Origin of the sequence: Pseudomonas sp. NY15437 (genome assembly GCF_048068435.1) — a bacterium.
In the GTDB taxonomy this organism is placed as follows: Bacteria; Pseudomonadota; Gammaproteobacteria; order Pseudomonadales; family Pseudomonadaceae; genus Pseudomonas; species Pseudomonas nitroreducens_B.
Map to the genome: position 1 here is coordinate 430171 of NZ_JBLUQC010000004.1, position 17500 is coordinate 447670.

A 17500-nucleotide genomic window follows, 5' to 3' on the forward strand; every position below is an offset into this window, starting at 1 on the left:
AAAAGATGGGTTGGGGGTTGCGCCTTCGGGCGTTGTTTATCGGGGTGTCCGTTCTGCTGGCATTCTTTGCCGGCGAAGTTTCTGCCGCCACGCAAATCAAGAGCGTGCGCATCTGGCGCGCGCCGGACAACACACGCCTGGTGTTCGATCTGTCCGGGCCCGTGCAGCACAGTCTGTTCACCCTGAGCGCGCCCAACCGCATCGTCGTCGATATCAACGGTGCGCAGATGTCCGCCGCCCTCGACAAGCTCAAGCTCGGCAATACCCCGATCACCGCGATGCGCTCCGCCCAACGCACCCCCACCGACCTGCGTCTGGTGCTGGACCTGAAGAACCAGGTCACGCCCAAGAGCTTCGTGCTGCCGCCGAACCAGCAGTACGGCAACCGCCTGGTCGTCGATCTGTATGACCAGGGTGCCGACATCGCCCCGGACGTCCCGGCGACGCCGACCCCCAGCGTGCCCGCCACGCCGGTCAGCCCGGCGCAGTCGGTCACCAAGATTCCCGCCCCCAGCACCGGCGGCAAGCGCGACATCGTGATCGCCATCGACGCCGGCCACGGCGGCGAAGACCCCGGTGCCCTGGGCCCGAACGGCCTGCACGAGAAGAACATCACCCTGTCGATCGCCCGCGAACTGCAGCGGCAGATTAACCAGATGAAGGGCTTCCGCGCCGAGCTGACGCGCACCGGCGACTACTTCATCCCGCTGCGCAACCGCACGGTGATCGCCCGCAAGAAGGGCGCGGACCTGTTCGTCTCCATCCACGCCGACGCCGCCCCCAGCCGCAGCGCCTTCGGGGCCTCGGTGTTCGCCCTGTCCGACCGCGGCGCCACGTCCGAGACCGCGCGCTGGCTGGCCGACACGGAAAACCGTTCCGACCTCATCGGCGGCGACGGCGGCGTGAACCTCGACGACAAGGACAAGATGCTCGCCGGCGTGCTGCTCGACCTGTCGATGACCGCGACCATGTCCTCCAGCCTGGACGTCGGCCACAAGGTGCTGACCAGCGTCGGCCGCGTCACTCCGCTGCACAAGCGCCGCGTGGAACAGGCCGGCTTCATGGTGCTGAAGTCCCCGGATATCCCGTCGATCCTCGTGGAAACCGGCTTCATCTCCAACCCCAACGAATCCGCCAAGTTGGCCAGTGGCTCGCACCAGCAGGCGCTGGCGCGTTCCATCGCCAGCGGCGTGCGGCAGTACTTCGTACAGACCCCGCCGCCGGGCACCTACATCGCTTCGCTGCGCGATGGCGGCCAGTTGCCCGCCGGACCGCGCGAGCACGTGGTGCGCGCCGGCGAGAGCCTGGGCATGATCGCCAGCCGCTATGACGTCAGCGCCGCCTCGATCCGCAGTGCCAACAGCCTGAAGACCGACACGCTGAAGGCAGGCCAGGTGCTGAGCATTCCCGGCACCTCCCTGGCGTCGCAGCAATGAGCGAGGTCCGCCGTATCCAGCTGCTGACCCCGCGGCTGGCGAACCAGATCGCTGCCGGCGAAGTGGTCGAGCGCCCCGCCTCGGTTATCAAGGAACTGCTGGAAAACTGCCTGGACGCCGGCGCCAAACGCATCGACGTCGAAGTCGAGCAGGGCGGCATCAAGCTGCTGCGCGTGCGCGACGATGGCAGCGGGATCCCCGCCGACGACCTGCCGCTGGCCCTGGCGCGCCACGCCACCAGCAAGATCCGCGAACTGGAAGACCTCGAACGGGTAATGAGCCTGGGCTTCCGTGGCGAAGCGCTGGCCTCGATCAGTTCCGTCTCGCGCCTGACCCTCACCTCGCGCACCGCCGATGCCGACCAGGCCTGGCAGGTGGAGGTCGAGGGCCGCGACATGGAGTCCACGGTGAAGCCGGCGGCCCACCCGGTGGGCACCAGCATCGAAGTGCGCGACCTGTTCTTCAATACCCCGGCGCGGCGCAAGTTCCTGCGCGCCGAAAAGACCGAATTCGATCACCTGCAGGAAGTCATCAAGCGTCTGGCGCTGGCGCGCTTCGACGTGGCGTTCCACCTGCGCCACAACGGCAAGACTATCCTCTCGCTGCATGAAGCCAAGGACGAAGCCTCCCGCGCCCGCCGCGTCGGCGCGGTGTGCAGCGCCGGTTTCCTCGAGCAGGCGCTGCCCATCGAGGTCGAGCGTAACGGCCTGCACCTGTGGGGCTGGGTTGGCCTGCCGACCTTCTCCCGTAGCCAGCCGGACCTGCAGTATTTCTACGTGAACGGCCGCATGGTGCGCGACAAGCTGGTCGCCCACGCGGTGCGCCAGGCCTACCGCGACGTGCTGTACAACGGCCGGCACCCGACCTTCGTGCTGTTCTTCGAGGTCGACCCGGCGGTGGTGGACGTCAACGTCCACCCGACCAAGCACGAAGTGCGTTTCCGCGACAGCCGCATGGTCCACGACTTCCTCTACGGCACCCTGCACCGGGCGCTGGCCGAAGTGCGGCCGGACGACCAGCTGGCCCCGCCGGGCGCGACGACCCTGACCGTGCCGCGCCCCACCGGCGCGGAAGCCGGCGAGTTCGGGCCGCAGGGCGAGATGCGCCTGTCCGAGACGGTGCTGGAAGCGCCGGCCGCCGCGCGTGCCTGGCAGCCGAGCGCGGTTTCTGGCGGCTCGGGCGGTGGCGGTGGCTACAGCTATCAACCGACACGCCCGGACATTCCGCCGATCCAGGAAGCCCAGGGTGCCTACAAGGCCTATTTCGCGCCGCTGCCCGACCAGGCGCCGCAGGCCCTGCCGGAAAGCAGCCAGGACGTGCCGCCGCTGGGTTACGCCCTGGCGCAGCTCAAGGGTATCTACATCCTCTCGGAGAACGCCCACGGCCTGGTGCTGGTGGACATGCACGCGGCCCACGAGCGCATCATGTACGAACGCCTGAAGACCGCCATGGCCAGCGAAGGGCTGCGCGGCCAGCCGCTGCTGGTGCCCGAGTCCATCGCCGTCAGCGAGCGCGAGGCGGATTGCGCCGAGGAGCACGGCAGCTGGTTCTCCAGGCTGGGCTTCGAGCTGCAGCGTCTTGGCCCGGAGACCCTGGCGATCCGCCAGATTCCCGCGCTGCTCAAGCAGGCCGAGGCCACCCAGCTGGTGCGCGATGTACTCGCCGACCTGCTGGAATACGGCACCAGCGACCGCATCCAGGCGCACCTCAACGAGTTGCTCGGCACCATGGCCTGCCACGGCGCCGTGCGCGCCAATCGCCGCCTGACCCTGCCGGAGATGAACGGCCTGCTGCGCGACATGGAAGTGACCGAGCGCAGCGGCCAGTGCAACCACGGCCGGCCGACCTGGACCCAACTGGGGCTCGACGAACTGGACAAGCTATTCCTGCGCGGACGTTAATTTTCGTAAGCCTGCGTTCAGAAAAGTGCAGTAAACTGCGCGCCAAACGATTCAGCTGCGCGCAATAACGAGCCACCGATGTCCCTGCCTCCCGCGATTTTCCTCATGGGCCCCACCGCCGCCGGCAAGACCGACCTGGCGCTGGAGTTGGCGCGCCTGCTGCCGGTGGAGCTGATCAGCGTTGATTCGGCGCTGATCTATCGCGGCATGGACATCGGCACCGCCAAGCCGTCCCGCGAGGTGCTGGAGGCGTTCCCGCATCGCCTGATCGACATCCGCGACCCCAGCGAAGCCTATTCGGCGGCGGAATTCCGCGCCGATGCCCTGGCGGCGATGGCCGAGATCACTGCAGCCGGGAAGATCCCGTTGCTGGTCGGCGGCACCATGTTGTATTTCAAGGCGTTGCTGGAAGGCCTGGCCGACATGCCCAGTGCAGACCCCGCCGTGCGTGCCGAGCTGGAGGCCTGGGCTGCTGCCGACGGTTGGGGCGCCCTGCACGAGGAATTGGCCCGAGTCGATCCGGAATCGGCTGCGCGCATCCACCCCAACGACCCTCAGCGGCTGGTCCGGGCCCTCGAAGTCTTTCGCGTCAGCGGTATATCCATGACTGCACACCGCCTTCGCCAAGCGAGCGAAAATGCGGGTTTCGGCGCGCAAGGCGGTGGACAATTACCGTATACTGTGGCTCATCTGGCGATCGCGCCTCTGCAGCGCCAGGTGTTGCACGCGCGTATCGCGCAACGTTTTGACCAGATGCTGGAACAGGGCTTCATCGCCGAGGTCGAACGCCTCCGCGCAAGGAACGACTTGCACGTGGGGCTGCCGTCCATAAGGGCGGTGGGCTACCGACAGGTATGGGATTACCTTGAGGGCAAACTGTCCTACGCTGACATGGTGGAGCGCGGCGTCATCGCCACGCGGCAGCTGGCCAAGCGCCAGTTCACCTGGCTCCGCAGCTGGAGCGATCTACACTGGTTGGACAGCCAGGCAAGCGACAATTTGCCGCGTGCCTTGAAATACTTTGAGGCGGTCTCCATATAGGCTCGAGACCTTAATTCCGGCCGTCTATCCTTGGGGTTCAGGACGGCGTTAAGCCAAATTCGACTACTACTAAATCAGTTTTTTACCCTTACAAGGAGTGCGGCATATGTCAAAAGGGCATTCGCTACAAGACCCTTACCTCAATACCCTGCGCAAAGAACGCGTTCCGGTTTCCATCTACCTGGTCAACGGCATCAAGCTGCAGGGTCAGATCGAATCCTTCGACCAGTTCGTCATCCTGCTGAAGAACACTGTCAGCCAGATGGTCTACAAGCACGCCATTTCCACCGTGGTGCCCAGCCGCCCCGTGCGCCTGCCCACCGGTGATCAACCGGCCGAGCCGGGCAACGTTTGACGGGAGTCCGCCTTGTTCTTTGAGCGCCCGGGTGGTGGGGAACGGGCCATTCTGGTCCATCTGGAAGGTCAGGACCCCGAGGCGCGCGAAGACCCGCAGGAATTCCAGGAGCTTGCCCGTTCGGCAGGCGCGGAATCGGTTGCTTTCGTCAGCATTTCGCGCCATCAGCCCTCAGCCAAGTACCTGATCGGCACCGGCAAGGTCGAAGAGTTGCACGACCTCGTCCACGCCGAGAAGGTCGAGCTGATCATCTTCAATCACACCCTCACGCCGAGCCAGGAGCGCAACCTCGAGCGAGCGCTCGAATGCCGCGTGCTCGATCGTACGGGTCTGATCCTCGACATCTTCGCCCAGCGCGCCCGCACCCATGAGGGCAAGCTGCAGGTGGAGCTCGCCCAGTTGGAGCACATGAGCACGCGCCTGGTGCGCGGCTGGACTCACCTTGAGCGCCAGAAAGGCGGTATCGGCCTGCGCGGCCCGGGTGAAACCCAGCTGGAAACCGACCGCCGCCTGTTGCGTGGACGCATCCGCCAGATCAAATCCCGCCTGGAGAAGGTCCGCAGCCAGCGCGAACAGGCCCGTCGCGGCCGTCGCCGTGCGGAGATTCCAGCGGTGTCCCTGGTGGGCTATACCAACGCCGGCAAGTCCACGCTGTTCAATGCGCTGACCACATCCGAGGTCTATGCGGCCGACCAGTTGTTCGCCACCCTCGACCCCACCCTGCGCCGCCTGGAGCTGGATGATGTCGGGCCGATCGTGCTGGCCGACACCGTGGGCTTCATCCGTCACCTGCCGCACAAGCTGGTGGAGGCGTTTCGAGCTACCTTGGAAGAGTCCAGCAACTCCGATCTGCTGCTGCACGTGATCGACTCCCACGAGCCCGATCGCGACGCGCAGATCGAACAGGTGCTGGCGGTGCTGAAGGAAATCGGCGCGAACGAATTGCCGATGCTCGAGGTGTACAACAAGATCGACCTGCTGCCGGACATGCAGCCGATGATCCAGCGCGACGAGCTGGGCAAGCCGGTCCGCGTCTGGCTGTCGGCGCGGGAATCGCGCGGGCTGGAGTTGCTGGAGCAGGCGATCGCCGAGTTGCTGGGGGAGGACATGTTCGTTGGAACGCTGTGCCTGCCGCAGCGCCTGGGACGGCTGCGCGCTCAGTTCTTCGAGCTGGGTGCGGTACAGTCGGAGAACCACGACGAACAGGGACGCGCCGTTTTGCAGGTTCGCCTGCCGCGTGTCGAGTTGAACCGCATGGTGAGCCGCGAAGGCTGGCAGCCGGCGGAGTTCATTGCGCAACACACTTTGCAATAAAGCCCGGCACGCTGCTTTTGGCAGGGTAAGGGGCATTCGGTAGCATAGGTGGGCGCGCCGTAGGCGCGTTTTCGCGTTATCAGATGGAGAGCGCTATGGCTTGGAATGAGCCGGGTGACAACTCGAACAAGAACGACCAGGACCCCTGGGGCGGACGCCGTGGTGGTGGTCGCCAGGGCCCGCCTGATCTGGATGAGGCGTTCCGCAAGCTGCAGGACAGCCTGAACGGAATTTTCGGTAAACCCAAGCGCGGCAGTGGTTCGGGCGGTGGTGGCGGTGGTCGGGGCGGCAGCCTCGGCCTGTTCGGTATCGGCCTGGCGATCCTCGCCGTGCTGTGGCTGTACAACGCCATCTACGTGGTGGACGAACAGGAGCAGGCGGTGATCCTGCGCTTTGGCCAATACCACGACACCGTGGGCCCCGGCCTGAATATCTATTTCCCGCCGATCGACAAGAAGTTCCAGGAGAACGTCACCCGCGAGCGTGCCTACAGCAAGCAGGGTCAGATGCTCACCGAGGACGAGAACATCGTCGAGGTTCCGCTGACCGTGCAGTACAAGGTCAGCAACCTGAAGGACTTCGTGCTCAACGTCGACCAGCCGGAAGTGAGCCTGCAACACGCCACCGAAAGCGCCCTGCGCCACGTGGCCGGCTCCACCACCATGGACAAGATCCTCACCGAGGGCCGCGAACAGATGGCCACCGAGGTGCGCGATCGTCTGCAGCGTTTCCTGGATACCTACAAGACCGGTATCACGGTCACCCAGGTGAACATCCAGAGCGCCGCCGCGCCGCGTGAAGTACAGGAAGCGTTCGATGACGTGATCCGTGCCCGCGAGGACGAGCAGCGCGAGAAGAACCAGGCCGAAGCCTACGCCAACGGCGTGGTGCCTGAAGCCCGCGGCCAGGCGCAACGTATCATCGAGGAAGCCAACGGCTACCGCGATGAGGTGGTCTCCCGCGCCCAGGGTGAGGCGGATCGCTTCGCCAAGCTGGCCGCCGAGTACCACAAGGCCCCGGAAGTCACCCGTCAGCGTCTGTACCTGGACACCATGCAGGATGTCCTGAGCCAGACCAGCAAGGTGCTGGTCACCGGCCAGCAGGGTCAGAACAACCTGATCTACCTGCCGCTGGACAAGATGATGGATGGCCGTGGTTCGGCAGCTCCGAGCGCCGCGCCCAGCGCGAGCAGCAGCACGCCGGATATCGGTTCGCGGGTCGCCAGCGACCTGCAGCAGCGTGACACGCGTACCCGGGAGAGCCGCTGATGAGTAACAAGTCCCTGATCGCCCTCATCGCGGGTGTGGTGGTTGCTGTTGCCCTCTGGAGCAGCGTCTACGTGGTGCAGCAGACCGAACGCGCCGTCCTGCTGCGCTTCGGTCGCGTGGTCGAGCCGGACGTGAAGCCCGGCCTGCACTTCAAGATTCCGTACGTCAACACGGTGCGCAAGTTCGATGGCCGCCTGCTGACCCTGGATTCGCCGACCCAGCGCTTCCTGACGCTGGAGAAGAAAGCGGTGATGGTCGACGCCTACGCCAAGTGGCGCGTCTCCGATGCCGAGCGCTTCTACACCGCGACCTCCGGCATGAAGCAGATTGCCGACGAGCGTCTGTCCCGTCGTCTGGAAGCCGGCCTGCGCGACCAGTTCGGCAAGCGCACCCTGCACGAAGTGGTGTCGGGTGAGCGTGATGCGCTGATGGGCGATATCACCGCGTCGCTGAACCGCATGGCGCAGAAGGAGCTGGGTATCGAGGTGGTCGACGTTCGCGTCAAGGCCATCGACCTGCCCAAGGAAGTGAACCGCAGCGTGTTCGAGCGCATGAGCACCGAGCGTGAGCGGGAAGCCCGCGAGCACCGCGCCAAGGGTCGTGAGCTGGCCGAAGGTATCCGCGCCGATGCCGACCGTCAGCGCCGCGTGCTGCTGGCCGAGGCGTATCGCGAGTCGGAAGAAACCCGTGGTGACGGCGATGCCAAGGCGGCAGCGATCTACGCCAAGGCCTACGCTGCCGACCCGGAGTTCTACGCCTTCACCCGTAGCCTCAAGGCCTATCGCGAGAGCTTCGCGGACAAGAAGGACGTGCTGGTGCTCGATCCGAGCAACGACTTCTTCCGCTACCTCGAAAAAGCCAAACCCTGAGGATCCGTCGACGCTTCGTCGTGATCGCGCCGAACCCCGTGTAGCGAGTGTTCCGATGCCGAGTTGAGGTTCGGGCGCCGCGCTACACGGGGTTCGTCCCTTCGGGTTGCGCGGCACATCCCGCCATGCGTCGTTGCGGGACTAGGCAAGGGACGGCCATTACCGTCGTCCCGCGTCTAGCCTGGCGTGATGTGGCGCAGCAACGCGATTCACGCCGAAACATCAACGGACCCTCGCATCTCTCCGGCGGGCGGCAGCGCCCGCCGGAGAAATCGTGTTATCATGGGTCAGCCGGGAAATCCCGGCTTTTTTGCGTCCGCGAGAATGATGTACGAGAACCATGTGGCAGGAATTCGGCAAGGCGTTCTGTCTGTTGCTGGTGCTGGAAGGCATCCTTCCATTCCTGTATCCGCGTGGCTGGCGCGACGCCGTGAGCGGGCTCGGGCGCCTTGGCGACCGCAGTCTGAGACTCATCGGGCTGGGCAGCATGCTGCTCGGCACCGTCCTTCTTTACTGCATTCATTGAAGTGCCGCCCGGCCTAAAAAAGGAGAGAGGCGACATGGCAACGGTAGACCGCTGGCTGCTGCCAGATGGGATCGAAGAAGTGCTGCCACCGGAGGCGGCGCGCGTTGAAGCAGCCCGCCGTCAGGTGCTGGACCTGTTCCAGCGCTGGGGCTACGAATTCGTCGTCACCCCGCATATCGAATACCTGGAATCCCTGCTGACCGGTGCCGGCCAGGATCTGGATCTGCGTACCTTCAAGGTCACCGATCCGGCGTCCGGCCGCCTGATGGGCTTCCGTGCGGACATCACGCCGCAAGTGGCGCGCATGGACGCCCACAGCCTGCGCCGCGAGGGCCCGAACCGCCTGTGCTACGCCGGCAGCGTGCTGCACGCTCGCCCGCGTGCGCTGGCGACCTCGCGCAGCCCGATCCAGCTGGGCGCCGAACTGTACGGCGACACCGGCTCGGCCGGCGACGTCGAAGTGATCAGCCTGCTGCTCGACATGCTCGAGATGGCCCAGGTGCCGGACGTGCACATGGATCTCGGCCACGTCGGCATCTACCGTGGCCTGGCCCAGGCCGCCGGCCTGTCCGGCGAGGTCGAGCAACTGCTGTTCGACGCCCTGCAGCGCAAGGCCGTGGATGAAGTCGCGGCGCTGACCGAAGGCCTGCCCGCCGAGCTGGCCGGCATGCTCCGTGCACTGGCCGAGCTGTGCGGTAGCCGCGAAGTGCTGGACCAGGCGCGCGAAGTGCTCGCCGGTGCTCCGGCCAATGTGCAGGCGGCGCTGGCCGACCTGACCGCCATCGCCGACTCGCTGGCCGCGCGCTTCCCGCAGCTGCCGCTGTATTTCGACCTCGGCGAACTGCGTGGCTACCACTACCACACCGGCGTGGTGTTCGCCGCGTTCGTGCCCGGCGTTGGCGAGTCCATCGCCCAGGGCGGCCGTTACGACGACATTGGCGCCGACTTCGGCCGTGCGCGTCCGGCCACCGGTTTCTCGACCGACCTCAAGACCCTGGTCACTCTCGGTCGCGCCCAGCTCGACGAGCCGCGCACCGGAGTCTGGGCGCCGGCCGAAGGGGCTGGCTTGTGGCAGGCGGTGCAGCAGTTGCGCCGTCAGGGCGTGCGCGTGGTACAGGCGCTGCCCGGGCAGGATGCGGCTTCGGCTTCCGAAGCGGGCTGCGACCAGCAGTTGCTGGTTCGCGATGGCAATTGGCAGGTGGCTGCGCTCTGAGGCGCGCCACTTCGAGTTTCTGCCGGCCGCGGCCGGCACCGAACATCCACGATGGGGACAAGTGTTATGGGTAAGAATGTCGTAGTCCTGGGCACCCAGTGGGGTGATGAGGGCAAAGGCAAGATCGTCGACCTGCTGACCGACCAGGCTGCTGCCGTGGTGCGTTACCAGGGCGGCCACAACGCCGGTCACACCCTGGTAGTCGCTGGTGAGAAGACCGTTCTGCACCTGATTCCGTCGGGTATCCTGCGCGAAGGCGTGCAGTGCCTGATCGGCAACGGCGTGGTACTGGCGCCCGACGCGCTGATGCGCGAGATCGCCAAGCTGGAAGAGAAAGGCGTACCGGTGCGCGAGCGCCTGCGCATCAGCCCGTCCTGCCCGCTGATCCTGTCCTTCCACGTGGCCCTGGACCAGGCGCGCGAGAAGGCCCGTGGCGACGCGAAGATCGGCACCACTGGTCGCGGCATCGGCCCGGCCTACGAAGACAAGGTGGCCCGTCGCGGCCTGCGCGTTGGCGACCTGTTCCACCGCGAGCGCTTCGCCGCCAAGCTCGGTGAGCTGCTGGACTATCACAACTTCGTCCTGCAGAACTACTACAAGGAGCCGGCCGTCGACTTCCAGAAGACCCTGGACGAGTGCATGGCCTACGCCGAACAGCTCAAGCCGCTGCTGGCCGACGTGACCTCGACCCTGCATGACCTGCGTCGTGGCGGCGAGAACATCATGTTCGAAGGCGCCCAGGGCTCGCTGCTGGACATCGACCACGGCACCTACCCGTTCGTCACCAGCTCCAACACCACCGCCGGCGGCACCGCCACCGGTTCGGGCTTCGGCCCGCTGTACCTGGACTACATCCTGGGTATCACCAAGGCCTACACCACTCGCGTGGGTTCCGGCCCGTTCCCGACCGAGCTGTTCGATGACGTTGGCGCCCACCTGGCCAAGGTCGGTCACGAGTTCGGCGCCACCACTGGTCGTGCCCGTCGTTGCGGCTGGTTCGACGCCGTCATCCTGCGCCGCGCCATCGAGATCAACAGCCTGTCCGGCCTGTGCCTGACCAAGCTGGACGTCCTCGACGGTCTGGAAACCGTGCGCATCTGCACCGGCTACAAGAACGCCGCCGGTGAACTGCTGACCGACGCGCCGACCGACGCCGACAGCTACATCGGCCTGCAGCCGATCTATGAAGACCTGCCGGGCTGGAGCGAATCCACCGTGGGTGTTCAGACCCTGGAAGGCCTGCCGGCCAACGCGCGCGCGTACATCAAGCGCGTCGAGGAGCTGGTCGGTGCGCCCATCGACATCATCTCCACCGGCCCGGACCGCGCCGAGACCATCGTCCTGCGCCATCCGTTCGCCTGATCCATCGCTGTACACCGCAACGGGCCGCTCATGCGGCCCGTTGTCGTTTCCGGCGGTTCGATTCTGCGCGTCGGCACGCGCTTTGCTGGTGAAACGGATTGGCGCCTGTCGCGCCAGACATCCGTTACGTCCGGAGGAAGCCCGCCGTGTCCGCCGTCCTGTCGCTTCTGCGCAGCCGCTTGCTGCGCCCCGCTTTCATTGCCCTGGGAATCGCGCTGCTGGTGCAGTTGGTGATCGCCCTGTGGCTCACCCGTAGCACTGTCGATGGCCTGGTCAGCGACCTGGGAACCCGCCTGGGTAACGAATCGCAACGCCTGGCCGGCGAGTTGGAGCAGGCGGGCAGGGAGGTCACCTCCGGGTTGAACGACCTCTCCGCGCGAACCCGCGAGCGCCTGGGGTCTGCGCTTTCGGCGCGCCTGGAGGAAGAACAGGGCCAGCTCCGCGAGGGGCTGGAGCAGAGCTTGCGGCAGTCCGCCACGGAATTGGCGCAGCTGCTGGCGGCTGTGGCGCCCAAGGCCATGTGGGATAACGACGTGCCGCTGCTGTCGGACTATGCGCGGCGCGCCCAGGCCAACCCCAATGTGCTCTTCGTGGTCTACGACGATCCGCAGGGGCAGCACCTGACCCGTTACCTCAATCGCGAGGATGCGCGGGTCAAGGCGCTGCTGGAGAAGGGCAAGGGCGAACGCGCGCTGGACAAGGTGCTCGAAGCGGCCAGTCACGACGCCTCGGTGTTCCTGGTCGAGGCGCCGATCAGTCCCAACGGTGTGGTCATCGGTACGGTGCGCCTGGGCGTTTCCACCGATGCCATCGAGAAGCAGATTGCCGCCCTGGACCAGCGCTTCTCCGCCCTGGTCGCCAGTGGGGACCAGTTGGTGGGTGACAGCCTGGCCGGTGCGGCGGCCGACAGCACGAAGGCGCTGACCGCCCGCCTGCAATCGGCGAAGCAGGCGGCCGACGGCATGAGCCAGGGCGCCAGGGCTTCCATCGAGGAGGCGGCGGGAACGCTGCGCTGGCGTATCGGCATGGGGCTGCTGCTGGTGGGGCTGGGGGTGTTGCTGTGCCTGGCCGTTGTGCTCGGCCGCCGCGTGGTGAATCGCCTGCGCCTGCTGATCGAGGCATTGAACGACCTGGCGGCCGGGGAGGGCGACCTCACGCGCCGGGTGCGGCTGGACAGTCGTGATGAGTTGGGGGAAATGGCGACCGCGGTGAACCGCTTCGTCGACAAGTTGCAGCCCATCGTGCGCGAGGCGGGGCAAGTGGCGCAGCAGACCGGCAGCGAAATCGCCGCGCTGGCGAGCCGCAGCGCCAGTGCCGAAGCGGCGGCGGACCGGCAGCGCAATGAGGTGGCCGGTAGCCTGGAGGCGCTCTCCGGCATGGCAGCCGAGGCCGAAATGGAGAGCCGTTCCATGCAGGCGGCCCTCGCGCGGGTCGGTGAGATCCGCAAGGCCGCGCAGGACAATGCAGCCATCGCCCGCAAGGTGGGGGGCCTGATCGAAACCCTGGAGTCCCGCGTACAGAACGGCGCCGGGGTGATCGAGCGCCTGGCGCGACAGAGCGAGCAGATCGAGGTGGTGCTGTCGGTGATCCATGGCATCGCCGAGCAGACCAACCTGCTGGCGCTCAATGCCGCCATCGAGGCCGCGCGGGCCGGCGAGAGTGGTCGCGGGTTCGCCGTGGTGGCGGATGAGGTGCGGGCCCTGGCGAGCAAGACCCAGCAGTCCACCGGCGATATCCAGTCGCACATCGGCGCCCTGCAGGAAGGCGCCCGTGAGGCGGTGTCGGCCATTGGGCAGGCTCGCGAGCAGGCGGTGCAGGGATTGGCGGCGCTGCAGGACAGTGAGCGGCTGCAGCGCGAAGTGCAGAGTGCCGTCGAAGAAGTGCATGGCGCCATCGAGGCGGCGACCCATTCGGCGCAGCAGCAGGCGGCCGGCGCTGCGGCGGTGCGTGGGCGGGTCGAGGTGATCCATGCCGAGGCGAGCCGCGCGGCCGAAGCGGTGAGCGCGACCGCCAGCAGTGGGCGCGTGCTCGATGGCCTGGCCGGTCAGTTGCGCGCGAGCCTGGGGCAGTTCAAGGCTTGAAGGAGTGCTGGAAATTTTTCGTAGGAGCGGACTTCGTCCGCGATAGGCCCGCATCGCGCCGGATACCATCGCGGACGAAGTCCGTTCCTACGCCAGGTTTGAATTTTCAGGAATGCAAAAACGAAAAAGCCGAGCAGTGCTCGGCTTTTTCGTTTGAAGATGGTGCCCAGGAGAAGACTCGAACTTCCACGGTGTTGCCACCGCTAGGACCTGAACCTAGTGCGTCTACCAATTCCGCCACCTGGGCACTGGAGTCGATGATTGCTCATCGTTTCCGTGTTACAACGTCTGTGTGACGCTGTGGGCGCGAACTATACGGAGAGCGTTTTCGCTTGTAAACCCCTGATGCGATAAAAAATTTATTCTCGCCCAAAGCTGACCGACGAGCGGATTTCGCGCTTCAATAAGCACATGGCGATCCATACCCCTATATAAGGTGACCGCACTTTAATGGCCGATTGGCAAAACCTCGATCCCGAGGCCGCCCGCGAGGCGGAAAAATACGACAACCCCATCCCCAGCCGTGAACTCATCCTGGCGCATCTCGCCGAGCGGGGCGCCCCCGCGACGCGCTCCCAGTTGATGGACGAGCTCGGCCTCTCCGGCGAAGAGCAGGAGGAAGCGCTGCGTCGCCGACTGCGCGCCATGGAGCGCGACGGCCAGCTCATCTATACCCGCCGTGGCGCATACGCGCCGGTGGACAAGCTCGACCTGATCCTGGGCCGCATCGCCGGCCACCGCGACGGCTTCGGCTTCCTCATCCCCGATGACGGCAGTGACGACCTGTTCCTCAGCCCGACGCAGATGCGCCTAGTGTTCGACGGCGACCGCGCCCTGGCGCGCGTGTCCGGCTTCGACCGCCGGGGTCGCCGCGAAGGCGCGATCGTGGAAGTGGTCGAGCGCGCCCACGAGACCATCGTCGGCCGCTATTTCGACGAGAGCGGCATCGGCACCGTCGTCGCCGACAACCCGAAGATCCAGCAGGAAGTGCTGATCCCGCCGGGCAAGGCCGGCAAGGCCAAGCACAACCAGTTTGTCCAGGTGCGCATCGACGTCTGGCCGAGCGTGCATCGCCAGGCCCAGGGCGAGGTGGTGGAAGTGCTCGGCGACTACATGGCGCCGGGCATGGAAATCGAAGTCGCGCTGCGCAGCTACGACATTCCCCACACCTGGCCCGAGGCCGTGGAAAAGGAAGCGGCCAAGCTCAAGCCCGAGGTGCTGGAAAAGGACAAGGAAAAGCGCGTCGACCTGCGTGCCCTGCCTTTCGTCACCATCGACGGCGAGGACGCCCGCGACTTCGACGATGCGGTCTACGCCGAGAAGCGCAAGGGCGGCGGCTGGAAGCTGTTCGTCGCCATCGCCGACGTCTCTCATTATGTGAAGGTCGGCTCGGCCCTGGATGAAGAGGCGGCCAAGCGCGGCAACTCGGTGTACTTCCCCGAGCGGGTGATCCCGATGCTGCCGGAGATTCTCTCCAACGGCCTGTGCTCCCTGAACCCGCTGGTCGATCGCCTGGCCATGGTCTGCGAGATGAATCTCTCCAAGGCCGGCAAGATGACCGACTACCAGTTCTACGAGGCGGTCATCCATTCCCATGCGCGCCTGACCTACACCAAGGTCAGCCAGTACCTGGAAACCCCGGACAGCCCCGAAGGCCAGCGCCTGAAGGAACAGCTGCCGGCGGTGGTGCCGCACCTCAACACCTTGTACGACCTGTACAAGGTCCTGGTGGGGGCGCGCCACGTGCGCGGGGCCATCGACTTCGAGACCCAGGAAACCCGCATCGTCTTCGGCGCCGACCGCAAGATCGCGGAGATCCGCCCGACCCAGCGCAACGATGCGCACAAGCTGATCGAGGAATGCATGCTGGCGGCCAACGTCGCCACCGCCAAGTTCCTCGAGAAGCATTCCATTCCGGCGCTGTACCGCGTCCACGACGGCCCGCCCCAGGAAAAACTGAACAACCTGCGGCAGTTCCTCGGTGAACTGGGCCTGACCCTGTACCGCGGCAAGGGCGACCCGACCCCGGCGGACTACCAGAAACTGCTGGAGTCCATCCAGGGCCGCCCGGACCTGCAACTGATCCAGACCGTGATGCTGCGCTCTCTTAGCCAGGCGGTGTACAGCCCCGAGAATGCCGGCCACTTCGGCCTGAACTACGAGGCGTACACCCACTTCACCTCGCCGATCCGTCGCTACCCGGACCTGCTGACCCACCGCGCCATCCGCAGCCTGATCCGCTCCAAGGCGGCCTCCGAGCATGTGCAGCGCGTCGGCGCCGCCAGCATGCCCAAGGCGCGCATCTATCCGTACGACGAAGCCCGTCTGGCGCAGCTCGGCGAGCAGTGCTCGATGACCGAGCGCCGCGCCGACGAGGCGACCCGCGACGTCACCAACTGGCTGAAGTGCGAGTTCATGCGCGAGCGCGTGGGCGAGACCTTCCCGGGGGTGATCACCGCCGTTACCGGCTTCGGCATCTTCGTCGAGCTGACCGACATCTATGTGGAAGGCCTGGTGCACGTCACTGCGCTGCCCGGCGACTACTACCATTTCGATGCCGTGCATCACCGCCTCGCCGGTGAGCGCACCGGCCGCAGCTTCCGCCTCGGCGATACCGTCGAAGTGGTCGTGGCGCGTGTCGACCTGGACGAGCGCAAGATCGATTTCGAGCTTTCCGACAACGTGCTCAGCGCGCCCATCGGCCGCAAGAAGCGTGGCGAAAAGGCCGAGCCGGTCGCCAAGGGCAAAGCGGCCAAGGGCAAGGCGCCCAAGGCGGTGGCGGCGAAAGACAAACCGGCCCGGGCGCCTCGTGCCGTCGCGGACGATCCCTATCTCGCTCCGGATGTGGCCGTGCAGCCGCGCAAGCGCAAGGTCGGCGTGGTCCAGGCGCTGCCGTCGGTGGCCCCGGAGATGCTCGCCAAGGCCGAGGAAATGCTCGGCAATACTGACGTACGCAAGAGCCGCGAAGTGAAGAAGGCGCTGCTCGACGAAGCCAAGGTCGGCGGCAACAAGCCGGCGGCCGGCAAGGGCAAGGGCGCGCCCGCCGCGGGCAAGCCGCGCAACCCGTCCAAACAGAAGGCCCGGTCCGCCAAGCCGACCAAGCACCGCAAGGGCTCCGCTGCGCCCAAGGCCGGTGCCACGGGTGGCGCGCCGGCCAGCAAGCGTAAGGCGAAGAAATGAGTCAGTGGGAAAAGGTCTACGGGGTCCATGCCGTAGAAGCGTTGCTGCGCCATCACCCCAAGCGGGTCAAGCAGCTGTGGCTGGCCGAGGGGCGCCACGATCCGCGCGTCCAGGCGCTGGTCGAGCTGGCGGGGCAAGTGCGCGTGCCGGTGGGCACGCGCGACCGCAAGGAGCTCGACGAGTGGGCCGAAGGCGTGCACCAGGGCGTGGTCGCCGAGGTCAGCCCGAGCCAGGTGTGGGGCGAGAACATGCTGGAGGAGCTGCTGGAGCGCTCCACCGGCCCGGCACTACTGCTGGCGTTGGACGGCGTGACCGACCCGCACAACCTCGGCGCCTGCCTGCGCACCGCCGACGCGGCGGGCGCGCTGGCGGTCATCGTGCCGAAGGACAAGTCCGCCACCCTCAACGCCACCGTGCGCAAGGTGGCCTGCGGCGCCGCCGAGGTGATCCCGCTGGTGGCGGTGACCAACCTGGCGCGTACCCTGGAAAAACTCCAGCAGCGCGGCCTGTGGATCGTCGGCACCGCCGGCGAGGCGACGCAGATGCTCTATGAACTGGACCTCACCGGGCCGACCGTGCTGGTGATGGGCGCCGAGGGCAAGGGTATGCGCCGCCTGACCCGCGAGCACTGCGACTACCTGGCCAAGCTGCCGATGCAGGGCAGCGTCAGCAGCCTGAACGTTTCGGTGGCCACCGGCGTCTGCCTGTTCGAGATCGTCCGCCAGCGCCAGTTGAAGACCGGCGCGTAACACTTCTTTTGTAGGAGTGAGCTTGCTCGCGAACGGTGCCGGCTCCGAGCGTGCCCGGTTCGCGAGCAGGCTCGCTCCTACGAAAAGACTCCAGTGGCGACGGTTGTACAAATAATCGTCAATTTCCTTGCGCCACCTTCCCCCCTTCTCTAGAATGTCGGCCCTTGCCGTCCGGGCAGGCGTTCGCGCGTCTTCTCAGGTGGCA

The 17500-nt window shown here is 66.2% G+C and carries 13 protein-coding genes, 1 tRNA gene and 1 pseudogene; 14 read left to right on the top strand and 1 reads right to left on the bottom strand.

The genetic code is table 11. The features are described from left to right. The first annotated feature begins 5 nt into the window (after positions 1 to 5). The 12 genes and pseudogenes from amiB (at position 6) to ACNFIA_RS12170 (ending at position 13366) form a co-directional block, all read left to right on the top strand. Positions 6 to 1436 carry an N-acetylmuramoyl-L-alanine amidase AmiB gene (gene amiB / locus ACNFIA_RS12115; RefSeq protein WP_259757654.1) on the top strand — a complete coding sequence of 477 codons (1431 nt, stop codon included), beginning with the start codon at positions 6 to 8 and terminating at the stop codon, positions 1434 to 1436. After that, positions 1433 to 3337 carry a DNA mismatch repair endonuclease MutL gene (gene mutL / locus ACNFIA_RS12120; RefSeq protein ID WP_416785079.1) on the top strand — a complete coding sequence of 635 codons (1905 nt, stop codon included), beginning with the start codon at positions 1433 to 1435 and terminating at the stop codon, positions 3335 to 3337. Before amiB ends, mutL begins: the two co-directional genes overlap by 4 nt. 78 nt (positions 3338 to 3415) lie before the next feature. Then, positions 3416 to 4378 carry a tRNA (adenosine(37)-N6)-dimethylallyltransferase MiaA gene (miaA, locus tag ACNFIA_RS12125; protein ID WP_259757652.1) on the top strand — a complete coding sequence of 321 codons (963 nt, stop codon included), beginning with the start codon at positions 3416 to 3418 and terminating at the stop codon, positions 4376 to 4378. A 106-nt stretch (positions 4379 to 4484) separates the two neighbouring features. Continuing rightward, positions 4485 to 4733 (top strand): RNA chaperone Hfq, encoded by a 249-nt coding sequence (hfq, locus tag ACNFIA_RS12130; protein WP_017520393.1) that lies wholly within the window; start codon positions 4485 to 4487, stop codon positions 4731 to 4733. A gap of 12 nt (positions 4734 to 4745) precedes the next feature. Further along, positions 4746 to 6047: a ribosome rescue GTPase HflX gene (gene hflX, locus ACNFIA_RS12135; RefSeq protein ID WP_416785081.1), complete on the top strand. Its 1302-nt coding sequence runs from the start codon at positions 4746 to 4748 to the stop codon at positions 6045 to 6047. A gap of 95 nt (positions 6048 to 6142) precedes the next feature. Then, complete coding sequence (hflK, locus tag ACNFIA_RS12140) at positions 6143 to 7315, top strand: FtsH protease activity modulator HflK (RefSeq protein WP_259757650.1); 1173 nt, start codon at positions 6143 to 6145, stop codon at positions 7313 to 7315. Then, the gene (gene hflC, locus ACNFIA_RS12145; protein WP_259757649.1) at positions 7315 to 8184 is read left to right on the top strand and encodes a protease modulator HflC; all 870 of its coding nucleotides are present in this window, start codon (positions 7315 to 7317) and stop codon (positions 8182 to 8184) included. Before hflK ends, hflC begins: the two co-directional genes overlap by 1 nt. A 340-nt stretch (positions 8185 to 8524) precedes the next feature. After that, positions 8525 to 8710, top strand: coding sequence for a DUF2065 domain-containing protein (locus ACNFIA_RS12150; protein ID WP_037012084.1), 186 nt, complete (start codon positions 8525 to 8527; stop codon positions 8708 to 8710). A gap of 34 nt (positions 8711 to 8744) precedes the next feature. Then, positions 8745 to 9923 (top strand): ATP phosphoribosyltransferase regulatory subunit, encoded by a 1179-nt coding sequence (locus ACNFIA_RS12155; protein ID WP_259757648.1) that lies wholly within the window; start codon positions 8745 to 8747, stop codon positions 9921 to 9923. A gap of 66 nt (positions 9924 to 9989) precedes the next feature. Beyond that, entirely contained in the window at positions 9990 to 11285 is a 1296-nt protein-coding gene (locus tag ACNFIA_RS12160; RefSeq protein ID WP_416785084.1) for an adenylosuccinate synthase, read from the top strand. A 1025-nt stretch (positions 11286 to 12310) separates the two neighbouring features. Then, a pseudogene (locus tag ACNFIA_RS12165) lies at positions 12311 to 12508 on the top strand (HAMP domain-containing protein); the annotation flags it as partial. Next, complete coding sequence (locus ACNFIA_RS12170; protein WP_416785438.1) at positions 12482 to 13366, top strand: methyl-accepting chemotaxis protein; 885 nt, start codon at positions 12482 to 12484, stop codon at positions 13364 to 13366. The pseudogene ACNFIA_RS12165 and the gene ACNFIA_RS12170, both read left to right, overlap by 27 nt. Before the next feature lie 160 nt (positions 13367 to 13526). Here ACNFIA_RS12170 and ACNFIA_RS12175 read toward each other — a convergent pair. Continuing rightward, positions 13527 to 13613 (bottom strand) — tRNA-Leu (locus tag ACNFIA_RS12175). Between the two features lie 203 nt (positions 13614 to 13816). Between ACNFIA_RS12175 and rnr the strand changes: the two genes are divergently transcribed. Both rnr and rlmB read left to right on the top strand, forming a co-directional pair. Further along, positions 13817 to 16546, top strand: a complete 2730-nt coding sequence (rnr, locus tag ACNFIA_RS12180; protein ID WP_416785086.1) for a ribonuclease R — start codon at positions 13817 to 13819, stop codon at positions 16544 to 16546. Then, positions 16543 to 17295 carry a 23S rRNA (guanosine(2251)-2'-O)-methyltransferase RlmB gene (rlmB, locus tag ACNFIA_RS12185; protein WP_416785088.1) on the top strand — a complete coding sequence of 251 codons (753 nt, stop codon included), beginning with the start codon at positions 16543 to 16545 and terminating at the stop codon, positions 17293 to 17295. The genes rnr and rlmB overlap by 4 nt, the downstream gene beginning before the upstream one ends. Positions 17296 to 17500: the final 205 nt, after the last annotated feature.